The sequence below is a fragment of the Arthrobacter sp. UNC362MFTsu5.1 genome, from assembly GCF_000685965.1.
In the GTDB taxonomy this organism is placed as follows: domain Bacteria; phylum Actinomycetota; class Actinomycetes; order Actinomycetales; family Micrococcaceae; genus Arthrobacter.
This window is the reverse complement of record NZ_JMLE01000001.1, coordinates 20326-42138: the sequence shown is the minus strand read 5'-3', so window position 1 is coordinate 42138 and position 21813 is coordinate 20326. Positions and strand designations below refer to the sequence as shown.

The following is a 21813-nucleotide window of genomic DNA, read 5'->3' as shown; positions in this document are numbered from 1 at the left end:
CGGTCAGGCTGGAGTCGGTCAGGCGTACGGCAGGACGAGTCCCGCGTAACGCTCCTTCATCGTTGCCAGGACGCTGTCGCCGTCGGCGTCCCAGATTTCCTGGTTGAAGATTTCCACTTCGATGTCGCCGGTGTAGCCGGCGTCCCGGACCCAGGTGCCGATCGTGGCGAAGTCGATGACGCCGTCGCCCATCAGCCCCCGGGACAACAGCGCATCGGCCGCGATGGGCAGATTGAAGTCGCACACCTGGTAGGAAGCAATGCGGTGCTCCCGGCCGGCCCGTTCAATCTGCGCCTTCAGTTCCGGATCCCACCAGACGTGGAAGGTGTCGACGGCGACGCCGACCGCCTTTGCGTCGTACGGTGCCGCCAGGTCCAGGGCCTGGCCGAGCGTGGAGATCAGGGCGCGGTCCGCGGCGTACATCGGATGCAGCGGCTCGAGCACCAGCCGGACGCCATTTTCGACGGCGAACGGAACCAGGTCGGCGAGGCGGTCGGCAACGCGCTGGCGGGCAGCCACAACGTCCTTCTCCCCCGGGGCAAGGCCGCCGACCACCAGGAACAATTCCTGCGTGTCCAGGGCCACGGCTTCGAGGATGGCGGCGCGGTTGTCGGCCAGCGCAGCAGCTTGTCCCTCGGCGTCGGCTGCGGTCAGGAAGCCGCCCCGGCACAACGAGGACACCCGCAGGCCGGCGTCACGGATGAGCTTGGCCGCCTTGTCCACGCCCGCTTCGTGCACGCGGTCACGCCACGGGCCGATGGCAGGGATGCCCGCGCGGGCGCAACCGTCAACGGCCTCTGCCAGGGTCCATTTCTTGGTGGTGGCGCTGTTCAGGGACAGCCGTGAGAAGGGGGACGGTCCTGGGTTCAAGGTCATACTCCCACCCCGTTGATCCGCAGGTAGTCCGACATCCGGAAAGCGGCCAGGGCAGGGTCCTTCAGCAGCCCCGCCTGGTCGGCCAGTTCGAAGGTCTTCGCCAGGTGCACCACGGAGCGGCCCGAATGCAGCCCACCCACCATCTGGAAACCCGGCTGCTTGCCGTTGAGCCAGGACATGAACGCGATGCCCGTCTTGTAGTAGAACGTGGGGGCGCTGAAGATGTGCTTGCCGAGTTCCCGGGTGGAGTCCAGGATGGCGCGGGCCCTGACGGCGTCGCCGGCGTCGTAGCTCTGCAGCGCGGCCGATGCCGCCGGGTAGATGGCGGCGAAAATGCCCAGCAGGGCGTCCGAGTGGTGCGTTCCGTCGCCGTCGATCAGTTCCGGGTAGTTGAAGTCGTCGCCCGTGTAGAGCCGGACGCCTTCGGGGAGGCTGGCGCGGAGCGCTACTTCGTGCGACGCGTCCAGGAGCGAGACCTTCACGCCGTCCACCTTGTCCGCGTGTTCGCGGATCAGGGACAGGAACGTATCGGTGGCCGTGGCGACGTCGTCGGAGCCCCAGTAGCCGGCCAGGGCAGGATCAAACATGGTGCCGAGCCAGTGCAGGATGACCGGCTGCTCAACTTCCTGAAGGAGGGTCGAGTAAACGTGCAGGTAGTCGTCCGCTCCGCTGGCTACCTTCGCCAGGGCCCGGGAGGCCATGAGGATCACCTTGGGACCGGCTTCGGCCACCACGGCGATCTGTTCGCGGTAGGCGTCGATGACGGCCTGGATGCCGGCGGCGCCTGACGGCAGGGCGGCCGGATCCAGTTGGTCGGTACCGGCGCCGCAGGAGACGAGGTCTCGGACGGACTTGCCGGCCGTCGCCGCGCCGCCGGAAGAGACCACTGAAGCGGCCTCCACGCCGGTGCGTTTGATCAGCTGCTGGGTGGCGGCCCAGTCCAGGCCCATGCCGCGCTGCGCCGTGTCCATGGCGTCGGCAACGCCAAGGCCGTAGGACCAGAGCTCGTGGCGGTAGGCCATGGTGGCGTCCCAGTCGAGGCGGGCGGGGGCGCCCGGGGTGTTGTCCGCGGTGACTTCCGGGATGACGTGGGCCGCCGCGTAGGCGTGGCGCGAGGTGATGGGCGCCGCTGGCCTGGACCAGGCCGGGGCGGACTGGAGCCGGTACTCGCGGGTTCCGCCGTCGTGGGTGGGAAGGATCAGTGATGTCATCAGAGTGAGATCTCCGGGATGTCGATGGTGCGGCGTTCGTTGTTGGACTGCAGGCCGAGTTCGGCGAGCTGGACGCCGCGGGCGGCGGAGAGCAGGCCGAAGCGGTGTTCGCGGCCGGCAACGACGTCGCGCAGGAATTCTTCCCACTGCAGCTTGAAGCCGTTGTCCAGTTCGGCGTTGGCGGGGACTTCCTGCCACTGGCTGCGGAAGGATTCCGTGACGGGCAGGTCCGGGTTCCAGACCGGCTTGGGGGTGTGGGCGCGTTGCTGGGCGACGCACTTGTTCAGGCCGGCGACGGCTGAACCGTGGGTGCCGTCGATCTGGAACTCGACCAGTTCATCGCGGTAGACACGGACGGCCCAGGAGGAGTTGATCTGGCCGATGACCGGGTCGCCGCCGGGGGTTTCGAGTTCGAAGATGCCGTAGGAGGCGTCGTCGGCCGTGGCTTTGTATTCCTTGCCGGCTTCGTCCCAGCGGGCCGGGATGTGGGTGGCGGTCTTGGCGTTGACGCTCTTGACCTTGCCGATGATGCCTTCGAGGACGTAGTTCCAGTGGCAGAACATGTCCGTGGTCATGCCGCCGCCGTCTTCCTTGCGGTAGTTCCAGGACGGGCGCTGGGCTGCCTGGACGTCGCCTTCGAAGACCCAGTAGCCGAATTCGCCGCGGATGGACAGGATGCGGCCGAAGAAGCCTTCATCCACGAGGCGGCGCAGCTTGACCAGGCCGGGCAGGTACAGCTTGTCGTGCACGACGCCGGCGGTGACGCCCGCTTCCTTCCCGATCCGGGCCAGTTCGATGGCCTCTTCGAGGGTTTCGGCCGTGGGCTTTTCGGTGAAGATGTGCTTTCCGGCGCGCATGGCCTTCTTCAGCGTGGCGGCCCGGAGGCTGGTCATGGAGGCATCGAAGATGATGTCCACCGTGGGGTCGTTGATGACGGCGTCCAGGTCGGTGGACCACTCGGAGACCTTGTGCAGCTCGGCGAGCTCCCTGATCTTCGCTTCGTTGCGTCCCACCAGGATGGGCTCGACCTGCACCTTGGTGCCGTCCTCGAGCGTGAAGCCGCCGGCGTCACGGATGGGGAGGATGGAGCGCAGCAGGTGCTGGCGGTAGCCCATCCGGCCGGTGATGCCGTTCATGGCGATACGGATCGTCTTTGTTTCGAAGCCCATGTGTCCTCCACAGTTCGTTTTCTCATCGAGCGTTGGGAAAGCGCGTTCCCACTGCATTTATGATGCATCTTCCGGCGCCGCACGGCAAGCGCTTTCCCGAAAGTCGTTCAAACTGCCATAATGGCCACTACGCGCACGTTGGCTGAACAGGAGAAACCGGTGGCTGCAAGCACTCTCACCGAGGTGGCACGACTGGCCGGGGTCTCACCGGCTACTGCATCACGCGTCCTCAACGGTTCCGCCCGCAAACCCGGTCCGGGGGTTTCCGAGCGGGTCCGGCAGGCGGCAGAAGCCCTCGGCTATATCCCCAACGCCCAGGCCCAGGCGCTCGCGAAATCCAGCTCGGGACTCGTGGGCCTGATCGTGCACGACATCGCGGATCCGTATTTTTCAGCCATAGCCCGCGGCGTGCAGGACGTGGCCCGTGAACAGCACAAGATGGTGCTGCTGGCCACCACCGGCGGGACGCCGGCCGATGAGAAGGAAGCAGTAGCCGCCTTTGCGGCCAGACGGGCCGACGCCATTGTCATTGCCGGCTCCCGGTCCAGCCGGCCGGAGGACGCTCAGGGCAATGCCGAGCTCGCCGCCGAACTGGACCGCTACTGCCGCAACGGCGGTCATGTCGGCGTGGTGGGGCAGGCGATCGTCGGAGCCGGCCCGCTGGACGGATACCACTTGGTGGAAGTGCCGAACGAAGAACTTGCTGCGGAACTCGCCGCGAAACTGGCGGCCAGCCATCCGGGTGACTTCGTGATCATCGGCGGACCCGAGGGACTCATCACCTCAGACGACCGGGTCCGCGGCTTCCAGTCCGGCCTTGCCGCCGCTGGCCGCCCCGCAGCTGAAGTCCTCCGGGCATCGTTCAACCGCGCCGGCGGCTACGACGCCGGCCTCGCGCTGGCCGAACGCTTGAGGACTGCCCGGGAAGCCGAACCAGTGAATGAGGGCGCACAGCCCGGCCTGTGCATTTTCGCCGCGAACGACGTCATGGCCATCGGCGCCACGGCGGCGCTCCGTGCCGAGGGATTCAGGATTCCCCGCGACGCCCTGATCGCAGGGTTCGACGACATCGAAACCCTGCGGGACTTCCGCCCGGGGCTCTCGACCGTCCGCCTGCCGCTGGAGGAGATCGGCCGCCTGGCCACGCTGAGCACCGTGGGGTCCGGTCCCGGCGCTACGGAAGGACACCACGACGACGGTCCGGCCGTCACGGGTCAGGTGACGCTCAGGCGGAGCACCGAGTGGACCGCCTGAGCGGCAGTCCCGCGACGCCGGCCGGCCTCACCGTCATCCCGGCCCGCCAGCCTGCTGCCCGGAGGTCCCCGGCGATGCTTGTCCTTCCGGGCGGCGGCTACGAACACCACGCCGACCACGAAGCCGAACCGGTGGCCGAATGGCTGGCGTCGCTGGGCATCCACGCTTTCGTGCTCCGGTATCGGGTGGCGCCACACCGCCACCCGGCACCGCTGGCGGACGCGAAGGCCGCCGTATCCTGGATCAGGCGGGGCAGCCACGGGCTCGCAGTGGACAGCTCCCGCGTGGGCGTGCTGGGATTCTCCGCGGGCGGCCACCTGGCCGCCACCCTCGCCTCGGGACTTTCCGCCGGAGACGACGCTCTCGACCTGCCGTCGTCCCGGCCGGACCTTACCGTCCTCTGCTACCCCGTGGTGTCCTTCCAAGCGGCCGTCCACCAGGGCAGCATCAACAACCTGCTCGGCGACTCGCCGTCCGGTGACCTCCTGGCAGAGCTTTCTGCCGAGCTCACAGTCACGGACGGCACTCCCCCGGCCTTCATCTGGCACACATCCGACGACGACGCCGTTGATGTGGAACACAGCCTGCGCTATGCCCTGGCGCTGCGCCAGGCAGCCGTCCCTGCAGAGTTGCATATCTTTCCGCACGGCCGCCACGGGCTGGGCCTCGCTGACGGGGTGGCCGGCGTCGAGCGATGGACCGAGCTTTGTACCACCTGGCTCGCCGGACACGGCTGGTGCCCGTGACCGCAACGCCAGTGACCACAGCGCCGGCCGACTGGCCCGACGTCGAACGCCTTTTCGGAGTGCGCGGTGAGCCGTCGCGCTGCTGGTGCAGGTTCTTTGCCCTGACGGGAGCCGAATGGAATGACGTCACGCCCGGGGACCGGAAGAAACAGTTCCGGGCGAAGTTCGACGCCGATACCCCGGCACCGGGGGTCCTCGCCTTCAGGGAAGGACAGCCGGTGGGCTGGTGCGCGGTTGAACCGCGCGACTGCTACCCAAGGATCCTGCGTTCGAAGGTGTTCAAGGCGGCCGGACCGGCCGTGCAGAGCCCGCCGGAGGACGGTCCCGAAGGTTCCGTCTGGTCGGTGACCTGTTTCGTCGTCGCGCCGGGGCACCGTCGCAGCGGCGTGGCTGCAGCACTGCTTCGCGCCGCCGTCGGCCATGCCATGGATCACGGCGCCGGCGTTGTGGAAGGCTACCCGGTGGATCCGGAGGTGCGTCCCAAAGCCGGCCCTGCTGACCTGTACCACGGAACGTTGAAGCTGTTCCTGGACGCAGGCTTCGAGGTGGTCAGCGATGCGGTGCCCGGCCGGGCAGTGGTCCGCCTCGCCGTTCGGGCCTGAGGCCTCGACGGACCCGAAGACCTAACGTGAAGACCTAGCGTGCCGGTCTCAACCCCTGCGGCGAAGCCAGCACCGAACGCAGGGCGCTCCCGGCCGCGCCCAGGAGGGCGGCCGACTGGCCGAGTTCCGAGATTGCCACACCGGCCGGGCCGACGACGCCGGGCGCAAAGTCCGCCAGGCTCCGGACAACGGCGGGTCCAATCCACGGTCCCATCCGGGTGAAATGGCCGCCGAGGACAACTGCTGAGAGATCCATCAACCGGGCAGTGGACGCCGCGGCAATCCCAAGGTAGTGCCCGGCGCGCGCCACTGCGGAAATGGCGTCCGCATTTCCGGCCGCAAGCAGCTCGGTGAGGTGTTCGAGCCGCGCGGACGCGGTCCCGTCGGGAATGCCGGCTTCAGCGAAGATGGCTTCCTGGCCCGCGAACGTTTCCAGGCAGCCGCGGCCGCCGCATGAACAGTCCGGCCCCGAAGGATCCACCACTACGTGCCCCACTTCGCCGGCCTGCCCGCGGGGTCCCGAAAAGAGCTGCGAGCCGATGACGAGGCCGCCACCGACGCCCACTTCGCCGGAGACAAAGAGGTAGTCCTGGAAATCAACGCCGTGCCCGTACCAGAGCTCCGCCAGCGCAGCGCAGTTTGCCTCGTTGTGGAGGAGTGTGCCCTGCGGTGCCCCCGGCAGCAACCCGTGCAGCTCAAGGGCAACCCCGTGCCATTTCAGGTTGGGGGCGCTGGAAACAGTTCCGGACCCCGTGTCCACAAGGCCGGGAACAGCCAGCCCCCCGCCAAGGATTTCGACTCCGCCCGCGGATGCCTCCGAAGCAACATCGGCGGCGAGACCCGCCAGCAGGGCCATCACGGCTTGCGGTGATTTGCCGCGGTTGCCGCATTCCAGTGTCCTGTGGATCCGCAGGGTCCCGCCAAGGTCAAGGAGCCCGGCCGAAATGTAGTCGACATTGATTTCCATGCCCACCACGCCGCGACGGGTGCTGAGCTCAAGGCCCACGCCAGGGCGGCCGCGCTCACCGTCCCGGGCCGCACCGGATTCCGCCACCAGGCCGGCGTCCACGAGCTCGGCGACGAGGCTGGACACGGACGCCTTGGTCAGGCCGGTCCTGGCGGCCAGGTCGGCGCGGGTGGGGCGAACGTCCGGATCGGTCCGAGGCTCCGCGAGGGACGCCAGGATGCGCACCAGGTTTCCGCGCCGGACATCCTCGACTCGCCCGGGCGCAGGACGGACCGTACCGCCGTCGGCATTTTTTCCCAGTGACATTTCCGCCGCCTTCATCATTGACCTTAGTCAATCATGATGCATATAGTTCAGATTGAAAACTAATTGATCCACTGCCGCTTCGGCGGTGGGCCGCAGCCGGGACTCCACCCTCCACAACCCTGAACCAAGGATGCTTCATGACTCTTCAGCCCACCCCTGCAGACCGCTTCACCTTTGGCCTTTGGACCGTCGGCTGGACCGGCGCCGATCCGTTCGGCGTCGCCACCCGCCCGGCCCTGGACCCCGTCGAGGCCGTTCACAAGCTCAGTGAACTCGGCGCGTACGGCATCACCTTCCACGACAACGACCTGGTTCCGTTCGATGCATCAGCGTCCGAACGCGAACTGATCCTGAAGAACTTCAAGACCGCCCTGGCCGAGACCGGCCTGAAGACACCCATGGTGACCACCAACCTCTTCAGCCACCCGGTCTTCAAGGACGGCGGCTTCACATCCAACGACCGCTCCGTCCGCCGGTTCGCCCTCAGCAAGGTCCTGCAGAACATCGACCTTGCCGCCGAGCTGGGTGCAGAAACCTTCGTCATGTGGGGCGGACGCGAAGGCAGCGAGTACGACGGTTCCAAGGACCTCTCCGCCGCCCTGGACCGGATGAAGGAAGGCGTGGACACGGCTGCGGCGTACATCAAGGACAAGGGCTACGGCCTGCGGATCGCCTTGGAGCCCAAGCCCAACGAGCCCCGCGGAGACATCTTCCTGCCCACCGTCGGCCACGGACTGGCCTTCATCGCCCAGCTCGAACACGGCGACATCGTGGGCCTCAACCCGGAAACCGGCCACGAGCAGATGGCAGGACTGAACTTCACCCACGGCATCGCCCAGGCACTGTGGGCCGGAAAGCTCTTCCACATCGACCTCAACGGCCAGCGCGGCATCAAATACGACCAGGACCTCGTCTTCGGCCACGGCGACCTCACCAGCGCCTTCTTCACCGTGGACCTCCTCGAAAACGGCTTCCCCAACGGCGGCCCCACGTACGACGGCCCGCGCCACTTCGACTACAAGCCCTCCCGCACCGACGGCTACGACGGCGTCTGGGAATCGGCGAAGTCCAACATGTCCATGTACCTGCTCCTGAAGGAGCGGGCCCTGGCCTTCCGCGCCGACCCGGACGTCCAGGAAGCGCTGGCCACCTCCGGGGTCTTCGAACTCGGCGAGCCCACGCTCGCCGCCGGGGAGACCGCCGCGGAGCTGCTCGCTGACGCGTCCGCTTTCGCGGAGTTCGACGCCGATGCTGCCGCGCAGCGATCGTTTGCATTCGTCCGGCTCAACCAGCTGGCCATCGAGCACCTGCTCGGAGCACGCTAGGCCCGGCTCCCCCGCCCAACAAACACCCGCTGCCGCCGGACCCGTACTCCCGGGTCCGGCGGCAGAGCCCTTCAGAAAGAACCGACATGCCGCTGGTAGCAGGAATCGACAGTTCCACGCAGTCATGCAAAGTGGTGATCCGGGATGCGCAGACCGGCACCCTCATCCGCCAAGGGCGCGCGGCCCACCCCGAAGGCACCGAGATCCACCCGGACCACTGGTGGACCGCCCTCCAGGAGGCCATCGCCCGGGCCGGCGGCCTCGATGACGTTGCCGCCGTCTCCGTTGGCGGCCAGCAGCATGGCATGGTGTGCCTGGACTCCTCCGGCACCGTGATCCGTCCCGCACTGCTGTGGAACGACACCCGCTCCGCAGGCGACGCGGAACAACTTATCGCAGCTGCCGGCGACGGCGATGCGGCGGCAGGCGCCGACGTCTGGGCGCAGGCGACGGGTACGGTCCCGGTGGCATCACTGACCATCACGAAACTCCGCTGGCTTGCCCGCAACGAACCGGACAACGCGCGCCGCGTTGCGGCCGTGTGCCTGCCGCACGACTGGCTGTCCTGGCGCCTGGCCGGCCACGGCCCGGGAAGCGGGCCGTCGTCGCTGCAGCTCCTGCGAACCGACCGATCGGACGCGTCCGGCACCGGATACTTTTCCACCGCCTCGGGAACCTATCTCCCGGAAGTCCTCGAAAAGGTACTGGGCCATCTTCCGGCGCTTCCCGCCGTCGTCGGCCCCCTGGAAGCCGCCGGCAGGACGCCGGCCGGCGCACTCATTGGCCCCGGCGCCGGCGACAACGCTGCCGCAGCCCTCGGCGTGGACGCCCGGCCGGGTGACGTTGTGGTGTCGCTGGGGACATCAGGAACGGTATTCGCCGTCTCGGAGACCCCGTCCGCCGATGCCACCGGACTCGTGGCAGGCTTCGCAGATGCCACGGGCAACTTCCTCCCGCTGGCCTGCACCCTGAACGCCACCCGGATCTTCGATGCCACGGCCGCGCTGCTGGGAGTAACCCTTGCCGGACTCACCGAACTGGCCCTCGCCGCCCCGGCCGGTTCCGGCGGCCTCACACTCGTGCCGTACTTCGAAGGCGAGCGCACGCCCAACCTGCCCGACGCCACAGGATCCCTGCACGGGGCCACCCTGGCCAGCTACACCCGAGACAACCTGGCCCGGGCCGCGATCGAGGGCGTGGTCTGCTCCCTTGCGGACGGCCTGGCCGCCCTGCAGGCCCAGGGAGTGAAGGCCGGCCGGATCATCCTGGTGGGTGGCGGGGCGCAATCAGCGGCCGTGCAGCAGATTGCTGCGTCCGTTTTCGGACTCCCCGTGGTGGTGCCCGAACCAGGGGAATACGTGGCCGACGGCGCCGCCCGCCAGGCGGCAGCCGTCCTGACGGGTCAATGGCCGCAGTGGGGTTCCGGCGGCACCGAAGTAGAGGCAGCCGACGGCGGTGCACCGGAGGTCCTTGCACAGTACCGGCGGTACGCCAGCAACTATCTCGCCGGCTGACGCCTACCTCAGCGACTGATTGCGCGGACGGTCCAGCTGGCCTCGTGGGACTCCCCCGGGGCCAGCCGGACCACGTCGGTTCCGCTGTTGAAGGCGTCAGGCGGGCACGTCATGGGTTCAACCGCGAGGCCCAGCCGGGATGGCCCTGCGGGCTTGTCGGCCGTGTGGATCTGCAGCCACGGCCACGCAGAATCCCATTCCAGTTCGACGCCGGTGCCGGACGGGTCGTAGGCCCGAACTGCCGCGAGTCCGTCCTCGTTGGGAATCAGGCCGGCAAAGGCGTGGTCGATTTCGACCGCACCCAGGACCCGCTCAAACCGGAAGTCAAAGGCATGGCCTTCGACGCCGGCCATGCCCTCCGGCAGCAGCCGGTCGGCGGACACCTCCATGAATTCGGTGGCCGGGATCTGCACGGTCCACTCATCCAGCGGGGCAGGTCCGGCGAGGAGGTACGGATGCGGGCACACACCGTAGGGCGCGGCGTCCGGGCCAACATTCTCGGCGCGCACCGTGCCGCGCAGCCCGTCAGCCCGGAGTTCGTATTCAACAGAGATGTCAAGGCGCCCCGGATACCCCTTTCCCGGTTCAACACGGGTACCGAGGCGGACGGAGGATGCGGTGTGCTCCTGGAGTTCCCACAGCGCGCCAAACACCAGGCCGTGCAGTGCAGTCCCCCGGGCTTCCTCGTTGACCGCGGACCGGAACTCCTTGCCGTCGAAGCTGTACCGGCCATCAGCCAGCCGGTTGGGCCACGGGGCGCAGATGACGCCGCGGTAGTCAGGAATCTCCCCCTCGGACCCGAAGCCGATGACCAGATCGCGGCCTTCGTGCTGCAGCTCCCGGAGTGCTCCTCCACGGGCCGTCGCGATTGCGGTGTAGGGGCCGAAACTGATCTCATGCTCGGTGGGGGTCATAGGTGTCCATTTACTGCCGGAGATGGTGTGTTAGCGCTCACTATTCTAATACACCGCCTGTCGGACAGGGCAAGGATGACGTGACCGTCCGCCAGTAGAGTTGCCACCATGGCGAACGAAGAACTGATAGCCGGAATCCGCAGCCGGCTGCGGGACTCGGCAGACCCGGTGCGGGCAGCCGGAAGCCAGGCCTACATGAAGTCGGACATGCCGTCGCTTGGAGTCAGGGTTCCCGAGGTGCGGAAGATCACCCATGGCGCCGCCGCGCAGTGGCCCTGCAGTTCAATCCAGGACCTGAGCAATACAGTCCTGGCGCTCTGGCGTTCGGCCGCATTCCGGGAAGAGCGGTATGCCGCCATTGACCTGACGGGTTCGCGGCTGGCCGTCGGCCGGCTGGAACTGCTGCCGGTATACGAAGAGATTATCCGGACCGGGGCGTGGTGGGATCTGGTGGACGGGGTGGCGCACCGGATGTGCGCCCTGCTGCAGGCACACCGTCCGGAGCTCGACCGGATCCTCCGCGCCTGGAGCAAGGACCCCGATATGTGGATCCGCAGATCCGCCATCACCGCCCAGCTCGCGGCAAAGGCCGCCACCGACCCGGAGCTGCTCGCCTCGGTCATCGAGGCCAATCTGTCCGACCCGGAGTTTTTCATCCGGAAGGCCATTGGTTGGGCCTTACGCGAGTACGCGAAGACCGATCCGGCCTGGGTCCGGGAGTTCGTTGACCGCCACGGCACGGAGCTCAGCCCGCTCTCCCGCCGCGAGGCCCTTAAGAACCTCCCGGCCGGGTGACTTCCGGCCCGGTGACTCCCGGCCCTGCGGCCGCCTCAGATGACCGGGCGGGTGGTAACCGGCTCATCCGGCTTGCTGAACAGCTGCTTCGTTTTGGGATCCAGGAAGATCAGGTACAGCGCGAACAGCAGCGCGATGATGGCCGCGGCGTTGCGTGCCAGTGCCAGCGGAAGGCCCAGGTCCTCCGTCTGCAGGTAGGGGAAGACCTCGAGCTGGTCTGAGATGGCGTAGACCATAAAGAAGGACACGATGAAGTAAAGAGCTTTCACCTGCCAGTCGTCCCGGATGCCGGTGACGGCGAACAGCGGGATGAGCCACACAACGTACCAGGACTGGATCATGGGAGCGAGCAGGACCACGGCCGCGAACCCCAGGGTGAGCCGGCGCATCAGGCGGTCGTGGTCGCCGCGGAAGATCTGCCAGGCGACAATTCCGACGGCCAGCAGTTTGCCGGCGTCGTAAACCCATTTGGCCAGTCCCCAGCCGTCCAGCCCGAAGGCGTTCGAGATGGATGCCACCACAAGCCCCAGCAGGCCCACCGGTGCGTACCAGATCCAGATACTGCCCGGCGCGGAGAGTCCGTTCACCCAGCCGAAGCCAAAGCCGTTCACCAGGCTCATGGCGTACAGCATCGCCAGGCTGATGCCGGCAGTGAGTCCCCAGAAAACGAACTTCCGCGGCCAGCCGGCGTTCTTTCCCGCCCATAGGAGCCCGATAAACGGCAGGAACACGATGGTGATCGGCTTGACGGAGATCGACAGCGTCACGAGGACCAGCCCGAACACCACGCGCTTGGTGGCGCAGTAATAAAGTCCGGCCAGCGCCAGGCCGATCATGAGCGCATCGTTGTGGACACTGGCGATGAAGTTGGTCAGGAACAGCGGATTGGCTGCGGTGAGCCACAGCGCGCGGTGCGGATTCACGCCGTGCAGCTCCGCCAGTTTGGGAACGTACACAATGCACAGCACCACGCCCACCAGGGCGGCACCACGGAAGAGCATGATGCTCGCCTCGGGCTGCACGTTGGTGGACCACACCACCAGTTGTTCGATCCACAGGAACAACTGCCCGTAGGGAACGGGTGCCTCGGTCCACATCTTGTCGGCCCCGAGTTGGAAATAGTTGGAGAGTGCCGAAATCCCGTTTTCGTAGGGATTGAAGCCTTCAACCATCAGCCGGCCCTGGCCGATGTAGGCGTAGACGTCACGGCTGAAGAGCGGGACCGAGAACATCATGGGAAGCCCCCACAGGGCCACAGCCTGCAGGGTGGCCTTCCGGGCACCCGCGCCCCAGACGCGGACACGCTGGCCAAGGCGAAGCCAGGCCCGCACCAGGAGCATGCCGCCGACGGCCAGCAGCACGATGGACAGTGCCACCCCTACCGCTTCAGTGCGCATCCAGATGAACAGCGGCAGCCGGCGAAGTTCAGAGACGGGCGCAAGCCAGCCGACGCCCAGCGAGCCGATCGCCATGAACATCGAGCCGGCGAACCCCGAGAGGAGCGGCGAGAGGGCGTTGTCCACTTCAGCCTCAACCGGCTCCGGTGACGTACCGGCAGCCACTCTTCCCGCCGCAGGCACAGGCGCCGTCATCTCAGGATCGTCCAATCTGTTGTGGGGCATTGTTCACCCGCTAGCAGCCGGTCACGCCGGCGGGGGTGGGGCCGCGGCAGCAAAAACAGCGCACCGCCACGTATCGAAATCCTAGCACCGGACAGCTCCGTGGCAGCGGAACGGTAGGCTGGTCGGGTGCCTATTACTAACGAACGCATTGTCTGGATCGACTGCGAGATGACCGGCCTGGACATCAAGAATGACGCCCTAATCGAGGTGGCCGCACTGGTGACGGACTCCGAACTCAACATCCTGGGTGACGGCGTCGACGTCGTCATCCGGCCGGACGACGCCGCGCTGGCCCAGATGAACGATTTCGTCCGCGACATGCACACCCGATCCGGGCTTCTCGAAGAGCTTCCGCACGGAAAGACGATGGCAGAGGCCGAAGCCGTGATCATGGAATACATCGCCAAGTGGGTTCCGGATCCGCGCAAGGCTCCGCTGGGCGGCAACTCCGTGGGCACGGACCGCGTCTTCCTTGCCCGGGACATGCCGGCGGTGGTGGAGCACCTGCACTACCGGGTCATTGACGTCAGCACCATCAAGGAACTGTCGCGGCGCTGGTTCGCGCGGGCCTACTTCCAGGCTCCGGCCAAGCACGGCGGGCACCGCGCCCTCGGCGACATCAAGGATTCCATCGATGAGCTGCGCTACTACCGGGAGGCAGTCTTCGTCCCGGCGCCGGGACCGGACAGTGCCACCGCCCAGCGCATTTCGAAGTCCGTCATGGCCTCCGCCGAGTCCCTTGCAGCGGCGACGGAAAAGTAATCTGCGCCACGTTTGAAGGAAATTTTCCTAAAACCGGCAAAAGTGGCAAAAACAGCCCCGCGGAGCAGGTAAGCTATATGACGTTGCCTTCCAAGACAGCCGGTAACCCGGACGGTCTCGCGGGGCACATGGTGGGCTTAGCTCAGTTGGCAGAGCGCCTGGTTGTGGTCCAGGAGGTCGCGGGTTCAACCCCCGTAGCTCACCCTCATGAAGGGCAGGATTTTCGCCCTTACCTAAAGGCCGCACCGGTTATCCGGTGCGGCCTTTACTTGTTTCCGCACTGCATCAAAGGAACCACCTGACATGACCGTTCTGCCGATCACCATCTGGGGCGAGCCGGTTCTCCACCGCCGGGCCGCCGAAGTGGAAGTCTTCGACGACGAACTCCGCACCCTTATCGCCGACATGTTCGAAACGAACGACGCCGCCAACGGCGTGGGGCTCGCCGCCCCCCAGGTGGGCGTTGGCAAGCGCATCTTTGTGTACAAGTTCGCGAACGACGACGGCGTGCCCCCTGCCGGCGCCGTGGTGAACCCGGTCCTGACGCTGTCCAAGGTTTCCGGCGCCCTCCCGGACCCCGATGAGGAAGTGGAGGGCTGCCTGTCCTTCCCCGGCGGCCAGTACCCGCTCAAGCGCGCGGAGTGGGCTCGGGTGCAGGGCTTCGACGGTGACGGGAATCCGGTGGACTTCGAGGCCACGGACTGGTTCGCCCGGATAATCCAGCATGAATACGACCACCTGGACGGCAAGCTCTACGTGAACCGGCTGATGGACCGCTACGCCCGCAAAGCCATGAAGCAGGCCAAGCGGAGCGGCTGGGGCGTTCCCGGCCTGACGTGGATGCCCGGCGTCGACCCCGACCCGTTCGGGCACTGATTTTTAATCGGGCACCGGTTTTCGTCGGACACCGGTTTTAATCGGACACCGGGCGGCCGCCCCTAGCGGTCGTCCTATCGCGGAATGAGGGTCTGCTGCTGCGGGCACGAGGCCAGGACACGATTCATGGCGTCTTTTTCGGCCTGGGTCACCCACAGCGCGTAGGCAGCTTTCACTGAGATCTGGCGGGCCACGTAGTGGCACCTGAAGGCCTTGTTTTTCGGAAGCCAGCCGGCTGCGTCCGAGGCGCTCTTTTCCTGGTTGGCGGGACCGTCGGCGGCCACGAGGTTCAGGGGATCGTTGGCGAGGTTTTGACGCTGTAGCGGCGTCAATTGCTGGGCGCCCTTCTGCCACGCGTCGCCCAGGGCCACGACGTGGTCAATCTGGACGGCTTTGCTGCTCTCCGCTCCCCTGGTGAAGGTCACCACCGCTCCGGTGTACGGCTCATGGAATTCCCCGCGTGCCACGCGGCACCGGGAACCCTCGGTGAACTGTGCCCCGCCGAGGTCCCGCCGGAGGATGTCATTGCGGGTGTCGCAGCCGTTGCGGTCCACATCCAGCCAGGCCTGGCCGAATGCGGTGCGTTCGTAGTTGTCGTTGGCCGCCCGCCCTTTCACCTCGAGCGATTCCAGCGCATCGGCCGCACGGCCTTCCGGTACAGGCCGGACAGGCGGAACAGCTTTCATCCACGCCGGATCAAGCACAGGAGCGGTGCTGGGGCCCGTGACGGACGGCTCCGCCACGGCAAACTGGCCTGCCGTAAAGAACCAGCACACGGCTGAAACCAGGCCGGCGGCCAGCACTATCAGTACAGCCCAGGCCTGGCGGGAGCGGCGCCGTGCACGCCGGTAAGCCGCCCAGCTGATGGTCATGGTTGCAGAGCCCGATGTTGATTCCTACGCACCGGACGAGCTTAGGTGCGGCCACTGACAATGCGGCCGATATCCACAGTGTGGAGGGGCAGTTACTGCTCTTTCATCACACGTTTCAGGTCCACGGTGGCGAGGTCCAGCAGCTCCTCAAGCTGTTTGATCCTGCTATCGGGAATCTCTCCCGCAGCATGCGCCACTCGCGCCTGTTCGAGGAGGCGGGTAGCTTCCTTGTGGTTCTGCCGCGCTACGTCGAGGGCGTGTTCGAGGGTGGTTTCATGTTCGAGAGTCGATTCGTGTTCCATGACACCATTTTGGGTCCGTTTCCCGGCCGATGCCAGAGCACCGGCCGGGAAACCTCAGACCCGGATCCCGTCCGGACTGCTAGACCGCGATTGCTGCCAGCGCCGCGGCGGGTTCCTTGACGGGGAACGACGGCGGGTTGACACCGGCCATTTCCTCCATCACGCGGACCACCTGGCAGCTGTAGCCGAACTCGTTGTCGTACCAGACGTAGAGGACCAGGTTCTTGTCGTTGGAGATCGTGGCCAGGCCGTCAACAATGCCGGCACGCCGGGAACCGACGAAGTCCGTGGAGACGACCTCGGGGGAATCGATGTAGTCGATCTGCTTGCGCAGCTCGGAGTGCAGGGACATCTGCCGCAGGAAGTCGTTGACCTCGTCCTTGGTGGTGCCGTTCTCCAGGCTCAGGTTCAGGATGGCCAGGGAAACGTCCGGGGTCGGGACGCGGATGGAGCTGCCGGTGAGCTTGCCAAGGAGTTCGGGGAGCGCCTTGGCCACGGCCTTGGCGGCACCGGTTTCGGTGATCACCATGTTCAGCGCGGCGGAGCGGCCGCGGCGGTCGCCCTTGTGGAAGTTGTCGATCAGGTTCTGGTCGTTGGTGAACGAGTGGACCGTCTCGACGTGGCCGTGGACCACGCCGAACCTGTCGTTGATGGCCTTCAGGACCGGGGTGATGGCGTTGGTGGTGCAGGACGCCGCGGTGACGATCTTGTCCGAGTCCAGGATGGTGCCGTGGTTGATGCCGTGGACGATGTTCTTCAGCTCGCCCTTGCCGGGTGCCGTGAGCAGGACGCGGGAGACGCCCTTGCTCAGGAGGTGCTGGGACAGGCCTTCGGCGTCGCGCCAGCGTCCGGTGTTGTCCACCACGAGGGCGTCCTTGATGCCGTAGGCCGTGTAATCCACGGTGGAGGGGTTGTCCGAGTAGATGACCTGGACCTGGACACCGTTGGCCGTGATGGTGTTGTTCTCGGTGTCCACCTTGATGGTGCCCTCGAACGATCCGTGAACGGAGTCGCGGCGCAGCAGGCTGGCGCGCTTGGCGAGGTCGTTGTCCGAGCCGCGGCGGACCACGATCGCGCGTAGACGGAGTCCGTGACCGCCACCGGCCTTTTCGATGAGGAGGCGCGCCAGCAGGCGGCCGATGCGGCCAAAGCCGTAGAGCACGACGTCAGTGCTGGTGCGGTCGTCGCCGCCACGCTTGCCCACGACGTCCGCGAGTTCAGCGCGCAGGAACTCCTCCAGGCTCGCACCGTTGGCCTCGGCCTTGAACTTCTGGTTCAGGCGGGCGATGTCGATGGCAGCAGCACCCAGATCCAGCCCGGCGAGGGCATCCAGCAACGGGGCCGTCTCTTCCAGGAGCAGCTCGTCCTTGCTCATCCGGCGCGCGAAACGGTGCGCCTTCAGGATGTTCATGGTGGACTTGTTGATCAGGCTGCGGCCGTGGATGGAAGTCACCACGTTGTTCTCGCGGTACAGCCGGCCGATCACCGGGATCATGGCCTCGGCAAGTGCCTCACGGCCCATCCACGTATCAAGACAAGAATCTGACGTCTGGCTCACAGAACTACCTTCCTTGGGTCAACCACATACGTCCTCGTATGCGGATGTCGGCCACCGGAGGTATTCCGGGGCACAGGCATCGGCGGGGATTCGGTCCACCCCGGACACCTTGGAGAATCGCAAAGAAAAACCGCCGGCTGCGAACGCAGACCCGGCGGCAGAACTTCTACGTTCGCTATCCATTCTAGGGCGGCGACGCCGCCAGTACTGCCCCGCAAAGCGTGAAGTCACTCACATGCCGGTGACGGCAGATGTGCCGCCAAAGCGGTGATGGATGGGTTGACCGATACGCCGGGTTCTGTGTTCCCGCGCCGTTGCCGGTGCGGGAGTAGCGGCCATCCATCTACGAACGCCGTTGCCGACGCCCTCCAGCGGCCTACCCGGACACTCGGGCGAGCAGCCCTCGAACGTGCCCTGTCTGGCCTTGCTCCGGGTGGGGTTTACCTAGCCTTCCCGGTCACCCGGGAAGCTGGTGGTCTCTTACACCGCCGTTTCACCCTTACCTGCTTCGTGCCGCTTTCAAACCGGCGCGACGCAGGCGGTCTATTCTCTGTGGCACTGGCCTGCGGGTTGCCCCGAGTGGGCGTTACCCACCACCCTGCTCTGCGGAGCCCGGACGTTCCTCGAGCCACTTGCGTGACGCGCGGCCGCCTGGTCAACCCATCCGCATTTCATTCTACGTGCTGCACCGGCACCCGCCGTGCGGGACGTCCTGCGGACCGCCCCGGAGGGACGTTTCGGGCGCACGGAGGGACGTTTCGGGCGCCAGGTGGGACAATTGGACCAGGTCAACTCATGCAAGAAAAGAGGGGATCCTGATGGACCCCACCAGTACGTACATCGCTATCGCCGTCGCAGTGCTGCTGCTCATCTTCCTGAAGATGTCCATCCGGATCGTGCGGCAGTATGAGCAGGGGGTGCTCTTCCGGCTTGGCAGGGTCATGGGCATTCGGCTCCCGGGCCTGCGGTTCATCATCCCGGTTGTCGACCGCCTTCCGTTGGTCAGCCTGCGGATCGTGACCATGCCGATCCAGTCGCAGGGCATCATCACCCAGGACAACGTGAGCGTCGACATTTCCGCCGTTGCCTACTACCGCGTGGTCGACGCCGTGAAATCCGTTGTGGCCATCGAGAACGTCGCGGCCGCAATCGACCAGATCGCGCAAACCACGTTGCGGAAGGTGGTCGGCAGGCACAGCCTGGACCAGACGCTGTCAGAAACCGAGCGCATCAACAGCGATATCCGGGAAATCCTTGATGCCCTGACGCTGGCCTGGGGTGTCGAGGTGACCCTGGTGGAACTGAAAGACATCCAACTGCCCGAGAGCATGAAGCGCGCAATGGCCCGCCAGGCCGAGGCTGAGCGGGAGAAGAGGGCAAAGATCATCGCCGCGGAAGGCGAGGCCATCGCGGCAGCGGCGCTCGGCGACGCGTCGGACACCATGATGGCGCATCCGCTGGCCCTGCAGCTGCGGAACCTGCAATCGCTGGTCGAAATCGCGGTGGACAAGAACTCGACGGTTGTCTTCCCGGCGCCGCTGATGAGTACCATCGGCGAACTGTCCGCGTTCCTTGCCCGGGAAAACCAGGCGGCGACGGCCGCCGCCAAACCGCCGATCAAGGCGGCCTGAGCGGCGGGCCGGTATGGGGGCCTTCACGCCTATGATCGGCTTATGGAATTCCCGACGCTCGGACGCAGGCGGCTGCTGGAACTCGGAGCCGGCGGTGTGACCGCCGCTGTGCTGGCGGGGTGTGCGCCGGTCAGTGACGGCCTGACGGCGTCGAGGGCGGAAGTGCGCAGTGGTTCCTTCACGTCGAGGTTCCGCCCGGATACGGGGACGAACTGGTCCGTGGCGATTCCGGGCGGCAGTGCCGGCAGCGACCAGCAGCCCCTGCCCGTGGCACTCTTCCTGCACGGTACGGGCGCGGACCACCGGATGGTTTTCGACGACCTGCAGGCTGACCGGGTCCTGGCGCAGCACGTGGCCCGCGGCGGGCAGCCTTTTGCGATCGCGGCTGTGGATGGCGGCGAAAGCTGGTGGCACCGGCGCGCAACAGGAACGGACACGCAGTCCATGGTGGTGGAGGAATTCCTCCCTTTGCTGGCAAGCCAGGGGCTGGACACCGGCAGGACCGCCGTGTTCGGCCTGTCGATGGGCGGCTTCGGCGCCCTGCTCCTCGCCTCCCAGCACCGGCTGCCCGGCCTCCGTGCCGTCGCAGCGATGAGTCCGGCAGTGTGGAGCATGCACGACGCCGGGCGGGCGGACAACTTTGACGGCGCCGCAGACTTCGAGGCCAACGACATCTTCGCGCTCAGGCCGGAACTGGAAATGTTGCCCAAGAGGATCGACTGCGGCACCGCGGACAACCTGCTCTACAGCGTGAAGGACTATGTCAGCGGCCTGCCCGGGGAGCATGAAGGCGGGTTCCAGGACGGCGGCCACGACAGCGGCTACTGGCGCTCCATCCTGCCGGATGTCATCTCGTTCCTGGGGCGGAACCTGGCCTGACCACCGGCACAGCACTCCGCCCCCCCGCGCCGGTAAGATCGTACGGTGCTGATTCTGCTGCCCCCGTCTGAAGGCAAGACCCCCGCTGTCCATGGTGAAGCCGTCGACTGGACCGCCCTGAGCTTTCCCGTGTTGAACACTTACCGGGCAAAGGTGCTCGAAGCACTGGGGGACGTCAGCGCCCACCGGGACGCACTCGCGCTGCTGGGCGTCGGAGCTTCGCTCAGTGCCGACGTCGAACGCAACACCCGGCTGCACACGGAACCGGCGGCGCCGGCGCACCAGGTCTATTCCGGTGTCCTGTACGACGCACTTGGCTACCAGTCGCTGACGCCGGCGCAGCGCCGGAAGGCGGATGAATCGGTGCTGGTCATCTCCGCCCTCTGGGGCGCCATCCGCTTTGCTGACCGGGTGCCCGCCTACCGGCTGTCCATGGGTACGTCACTGCCCGACGTCGGCCGCCTGGCGTCATTCTGGAAGCCGCAGATTTCGGCGGCCCTGGCAGCCGCAAGCGAAGGGGAGCTTCTGGTGGACTGCCGCTCCAGCACTTATTCCGCGGCTTGGGCTCCCCCGCCGGCGCAAACTGTTGCCGTCAACGTGTTTACGGAGGTGAACGGCGTGCGCAAGGTGGTCAGCCACTTCGCCAAGCACACGCGCGGCGAGCTGGCCCGCCACCTGCTGACGCGCCGGGGTGCCGCTCCCCGGAACCCTGCTCAGCTGCTCAAGGCGGCCCGCGAAAAGTGGGAAGCCGAGCTGGTCGAGGGCACTTCACGCAAAGCGCACGCCCTCAACATCATTCTCGCTGCCTAGGCCCATTCGGCGGAGCGGACCAGGATGCAGCCGGAGTCCGGGCAAAACACGATGTCGTCCTCGGCCGCTGCCTTGATCTCGGCAAGGTCGCCGGGGCTCAGCTGCATCCCCGAACCTTCGGACTTGCCGTGGAACAACCGAGCCGCCCCGACTCCGCGCTTGGCGAGCGTCTTGTCGTAAATTGCCAGCAATCCGGCATCAAGGCCGGCGGCGAACTCCGCACGAGCGGCGCCCACTTCGGCGGCCTCGGCGGCAATCTCCGCCAGGGCGGCGTCCAGCTCAGCCCGGATCCCGCCGAAGGATCCCTGGACGTCATCCACGATCTTCTGCTGGGCCGCCTGGCGTTCACGGAGTCCCTCCAGCCGTTCCATGACCTCGAGCTCCACGTCTTCAAGGGCCGAGCGCCGCTTGTTGAGCGAGGCAATGTCGCTTTGCAGGGCAACCAGGTCCTTGGACAGGCCGGTGCCGCTGTTCAGTCGCGCTTCATCGCGTTCGATCCTGGACGCCACCTGCTCCACATCGGCTTCCGAGCGCTTGAGCTCGGTTTCAGCGTCGTGGACCGCCATTTTTGCGGCACCGAGTTCGCCGTTGGCCACGGACAGCGCAGCCTGCAGGTCGCTGATCCGGGGATCGTTTTCGAGGGTCCGGCGGCGGTTGGACAGCGATTTGAGCCTGGCGTCGAGTCCCTGCAGTTCGAGCAATTTCAACTGTTCTGCCGGTGCTGCCTTGGCCACTATTACCTCCGCTTGTTCCTACCGGCCACGGCCGGGCACCGGACCGGCGCAGTTTAGACTCTAGCGCCTAGCGTGCTCCCCTGCCTCG

21 protein-coding genes, 1 tRNA gene and 1 other RNA gene are annotated in these 21813 nt (G+C 66.5%); 12 read left to right on the top strand and 11 right to left on the bottom strand.

From position 1 onward, the window contains the following. Positions 1-18: 18 nt before the first annotated feature. From BS38_RS0100225 to BS38_RS0100215, 3 genes are read right to left on the bottom strand one after another with little or no spacing between them, the layout of a single operon-like run. On the bottom strand, positions 19-876 hold the full coding sequence (locus BS38_RS0100225; protein WP_028268974.1) for a sugar phosphate isomerase/epimerase family protein: 858 nt from the start codon (positions 874-876) through the stop codon (positions 19-21). Then, a complete protein-coding gene (locus BS38_RS0100220) occupies positions 873-2087 on the bottom strand; it encodes a dihydrodipicolinate synthase family protein (RefSeq protein WP_028268973.1) in 1215 nt (404 codons plus the stop codon). Before BS38_RS0100220 ends, BS38_RS0100225 begins: the two co-directional genes overlap by 4 nt. Further along, positions 2087-3256 carry a Gfo/Idh/MocA family protein gene (locus tag BS38_RS0100215; RefSeq protein ID WP_028268972.1) on the bottom strand — a complete coding sequence of 390 codons (1170 nt, stop codon included), beginning with the start codon at positions 3254-3256 and terminating at the stop codon, positions 2087-2089. The genes BS38_RS0100220 and BS38_RS0100215 overlap by 1 nt, the downstream gene beginning before the upstream one ends. 159 nt (positions 3257-3415) lie before the next feature. On the opposite strand from BS38_RS0100215, the gene BS38_RS0100210 reads away from it, so the two are divergent. The 3 genes from BS38_RS0100210 to BS38_RS0100200 are packed head-to-tail and all read left to right on the top strand — an operon-like array spanning position 3416 to position 5858. Next, positions 3416-4510, top strand: coding sequence for a LacI family DNA-binding transcriptional regulator (locus BS38_RS0100210; RefSeq protein WP_028268971.1), 1095 nt, complete (start codon positions 3416-3418; stop codon positions 4508-4510). Next, entirely contained in the window at positions 4498-5256 is a 759-nt protein-coding gene (locus tag BS38_RS0100205) for an alpha/beta hydrolase (RefSeq protein WP_028268970.1), read from the top strand. The genes BS38_RS0100210 and BS38_RS0100205 overlap by 13 nt, the downstream gene beginning before the upstream one ends. Beyond that, positions 5253-5858 (top strand): GNAT family N-acetyltransferase, encoded by a 606-nt coding sequence (locus tag BS38_RS0100200; RefSeq protein ID WP_231510970.1) that lies wholly within the window; start codon positions 5253-5255, stop codon positions 5856-5858. The genes BS38_RS0100205 and BS38_RS0100200 overlap by 4 nt, the downstream gene beginning before the upstream one ends. 34 nt (positions 5859-5892) lie before the next feature. Here the strand turns inward: BS38_RS0100200 and BS38_RS0100195 are convergent, their stop codons facing one another. Further along, on the bottom strand, positions 5893-7131 hold the full coding sequence (locus tag BS38_RS0100195) for an ROK family transcriptional regulator (RefSeq protein WP_028268968.1): 1239 nt from the start codon (positions 7129-7131) through the stop codon (positions 5893-5895). Between the two features lie 137 nt (positions 7132-7268). On the opposite strand from BS38_RS0100195, the gene xylA reads away from it, so the two are divergent. Both xylA and xylB read left to right on the top strand, forming a co-directional pair. Then, positions 7269-8456 (top strand): xylose isomerase, encoded by a 1188-nt coding sequence (gene xylA / locus BS38_RS0100190; protein WP_028268967.1) that lies wholly within the window; start codon positions 7269-7271, stop codon positions 8454-8456. 86 nt (positions 8457-8542) lie between these two features. Continuing rightward, a complete protein-coding gene (gene xylB, locus BS38_RS0100185) occupies positions 8543-9970 on the top strand; it encodes a xylulokinase (RefSeq protein WP_028268966.1) in 1428 nt (475 codons plus the stop codon). An 8-nt stretch (positions 9971-9978) separates the two neighbouring features. On the opposite strand, the gene BS38_RS0100180 is transcribed toward xylB, so the two are convergent. Continuing rightward, the gene (locus BS38_RS0100180) at positions 9979-10884 is read right to left on the bottom strand and encodes an aldose 1-epimerase family protein (protein ID WP_028268965.1); all 906 of its coding nucleotides are present in this window, start codon (positions 10882-10884) and stop codon (positions 9979-9981) included. Positions 10885-10992: 108 nt separating this feature from the next. Here BS38_RS0100180 and BS38_RS0100175 point away from each other — a divergent pair, with 108 nt between their 5' ends. After that, entirely contained in the window at positions 10993-11679 is a 687-nt protein-coding gene (locus BS38_RS0100175) for a DNA alkylation repair protein (RefSeq protein WP_028268964.1), read from the top strand. A gap of 35 nt (positions 11680-11714) precedes the next feature. On the opposite strand, the gene mptB is transcribed toward BS38_RS0100175, so the two are convergent. Next, on the bottom strand, positions 11715-13271 hold the full coding sequence (mptB, locus tag BS38_RS0100170; protein ID WP_028268963.1) for a polyprenol phosphomannose-dependent alpha 1,6 mannosyltransferase MptB: 1557 nt from the start codon (positions 13269-13271) through the stop codon (positions 11715-11717). 156 nt (positions 13272-13427) lie between these two features. Here mptB and orn point away from each other — a divergent pair, with 156 nt between their 5' ends. The 3 genes from orn to def all read left to right on the top strand — a co-directional run bounded on the left by orn (position 13428) and on the right by def (position 14939). Then, on the top strand, positions 13428-14063 hold the full coding sequence (orn, locus tag BS38_RS0100165) for an oligoribonuclease (RefSeq protein WP_081818762.1): 636 nt from the start codon (positions 13428-13430) through the stop codon (positions 14061-14063). Between the two features lie 131 nt (positions 14064-14194). Continuing rightward, a tRNA-His gene (locus BS38_RS0100160) sits at positions 14195-14267 on the top strand. Positions 14268-14366: 99 nt separating this feature from the next. Beyond that, complete coding sequence (def, locus tag BS38_RS0100155) at positions 14367-14939, top strand: peptide deformylase (protein WP_028268961.1); 573 nt, start codon at positions 14367-14369, stop codon at positions 14937-14939. Positions 14940-15013: 74 nt separating this feature from the next. Here def and BS38_RS0100150 read toward each other — a convergent pair whose 3' ends face one another. From BS38_RS0100150 to rnpB, 4 genes are all read right to left on the bottom strand, one after another. Next, positions 15014-15811, bottom strand: coding sequence for an HNH endonuclease family protein (locus tag BS38_RS0100150; protein WP_028268960.1), 798 nt, complete (start codon positions 15809-15811; stop codon positions 15014-15016). 92 nt (positions 15812-15903) lie between these two features. Beyond that, positions 15904-16113: a hypothetical protein gene (locus tag BS38_RS0100145; RefSeq protein WP_028268959.1), complete on the bottom strand. Its 210-nt coding sequence runs from the start codon at positions 16111-16113 to the stop codon at positions 15904-15906. A 79-nt stretch (positions 16114-16192) separates the two neighbouring features. Beyond that, entirely contained in the window at positions 16193-17671 is a 1479-nt protein-coding gene (locus tag BS38_RS0100140; RefSeq protein ID WP_081818761.1) for a glyceraldehyde-3-phosphate dehydrogenase, read from the bottom strand. Positions 17672-17942: 271 nt separating this feature from the next. Beyond that, positions 17943-18334, bottom strand: an RNA gene (gene rnpB / locus BS38_RS26395) — RNase P RNA component class A. A 155-nt stretch (positions 18335-18489) separates the two neighbouring features. On the opposite strand from rnpB, the gene BS38_RS0100135 reads away from it, so the two are divergent. Genes BS38_RS0100135 through BS38_RS0100125 form a run of 3 tightly spaced genes read left to right on the top strand, consistent with a single transcriptional unit; the run spans position 18490 to position 20991 of the window. Next, positions 18490-19302, top strand: a complete 813-nt coding sequence (locus BS38_RS0100135; protein WP_028268957.1) for a slipin family protein — start codon at positions 18490-18492, stop codon at positions 19300-19302. A gap of 42 nt (positions 19303-19344) precedes the next feature. Then, complete coding sequence (locus BS38_RS0100130; protein ID WP_028268956.1) at positions 19345-20181, top strand: alpha/beta hydrolase; 837 nt, start codon at positions 19345-19347, stop codon at positions 20179-20181. 45 nt (positions 20182-20226) lie between these two features. Beyond that, positions 20227-20991 (top strand): YaaA family protein, encoded by a 765-nt coding sequence (locus BS38_RS0100125; protein ID WP_028268955.1) that lies wholly within the window; start codon positions 20227-20229, stop codon positions 20989-20991. On the opposite strand, the gene BS38_RS0100120 is transcribed toward BS38_RS0100125, so the two are convergent. Beyond that, on the bottom strand, positions 20988-21725 hold the full coding sequence (locus BS38_RS0100120; protein WP_028268954.1) for a zinc ribbon domain-containing protein: 738 nt from the start codon (positions 21723-21725) through the stop codon (positions 20988-20990). The two genes, BS38_RS0100125 and BS38_RS0100120, sit on opposite strands and share 4 nt — an antisense overlap. Between the last annotated feature and the right edge of the window lie 88 nt (positions 21726-21813).

What these genes read in the sequence shown, in the direction of transcription:
- BS38_RS0100150 (WP_028268960.1), bottom strand. Translation starts at nt 15,811, where the DNA reads ATGACCATCAGCTGGGCGGCTTACCGGCGTGCACGGCGCCGCTCCCGC.
- BS38_RS0100180 (WP_028268965.1), bottom strand. Translation starts at nt 10,884, where the DNA reads ATGACCCCCACCGAGCATGAGATCAGTTTCGGCCCCTACACCGCAATC.
- mptB (WP_028268963.1), bottom strand. Translation starts at nt 13,271, where the DNA reads ATGACGGCGCCTGTGCCTGCGGCGGGAAGAGTGGCTGCCGGTACGTCA.
- def (WP_028268961.1), top strand. Translation starts at nt 14,367, where the DNA reads ATGACCGTTCTGCCGATCACCATCTGGGGCGAGCCGGTTCTCCACCGC.
- BS38_RS0100195 (WP_028268968.1), bottom strand. Translation starts at nt 7,131, where the DNA reads ATGTCACTGGGAAAAAATGCCGACGGCGGTACGGTCCGTCCTGCGCCC.
- BS38_RS0100135 (WP_028268957.1), top strand. Translation starts at nt 18,490, where the DNA reads ATGGACCCCACCAGTACGTACATCGCTATCGCCGTCGCAGTGCTGCTG.
- BS38_RS0100175 (WP_028268964.1), top strand. Translation starts at nt 10,993, where the DNA reads ATGGCGAACGAAGAACTGATAGCCGGAATCCGCAGCCGGCTGCGGGAC.
- BS38_RS0100220 (WP_028268973.1), bottom strand. Translation starts at nt 2,087, where the DNA reads ATGACATCACTGATCCTTCCCACCCACGACGGCGGAACCCGCGAGTAC.
- BS38_RS0100215 (WP_028268972.1), bottom strand. Translation starts at nt 3,256, where the DNA reads ATGGGCTTCGAAACAAAGACGATCCGTATCGCCATGAACGGCATCACC.
- BS38_RS0100225 (WP_028268974.1), bottom strand. Translation starts at nt 876, where the DNA reads ATGACCTTGAACCCAGGACCGTCCCCCTTCTCACGGCTGTCCCTGAAC.
- xylB (WP_028268966.1), top strand. Translation starts at nt 8,543, where the DNA reads ATGCCGCTGGTAGCAGGAATCGACAGTTCCACGCAGTCATGCAAAGTG.
- BS38_RS0100130 (WP_028268956.1), top strand. Translation starts at nt 19,345, where the DNA reads ATGGAATTCCCGACGCTCGGACGCAGGCGGCTGCTGGAACTCGGAGCC.
- BS38_RS0100145 (WP_028268959.1), bottom strand. Translation starts at nt 16,113, where the DNA reads ATGGAACACGAATCGACTCTCGAACATGAAACCACCCTCGAACACGCC.
- xylA (WP_028268967.1), top strand. Translation starts at nt 7,269, where the DNA reads ATGACTCTTCAGCCCACCCCTGCAGACCGCTTCACCTTTGGCCTTTGG.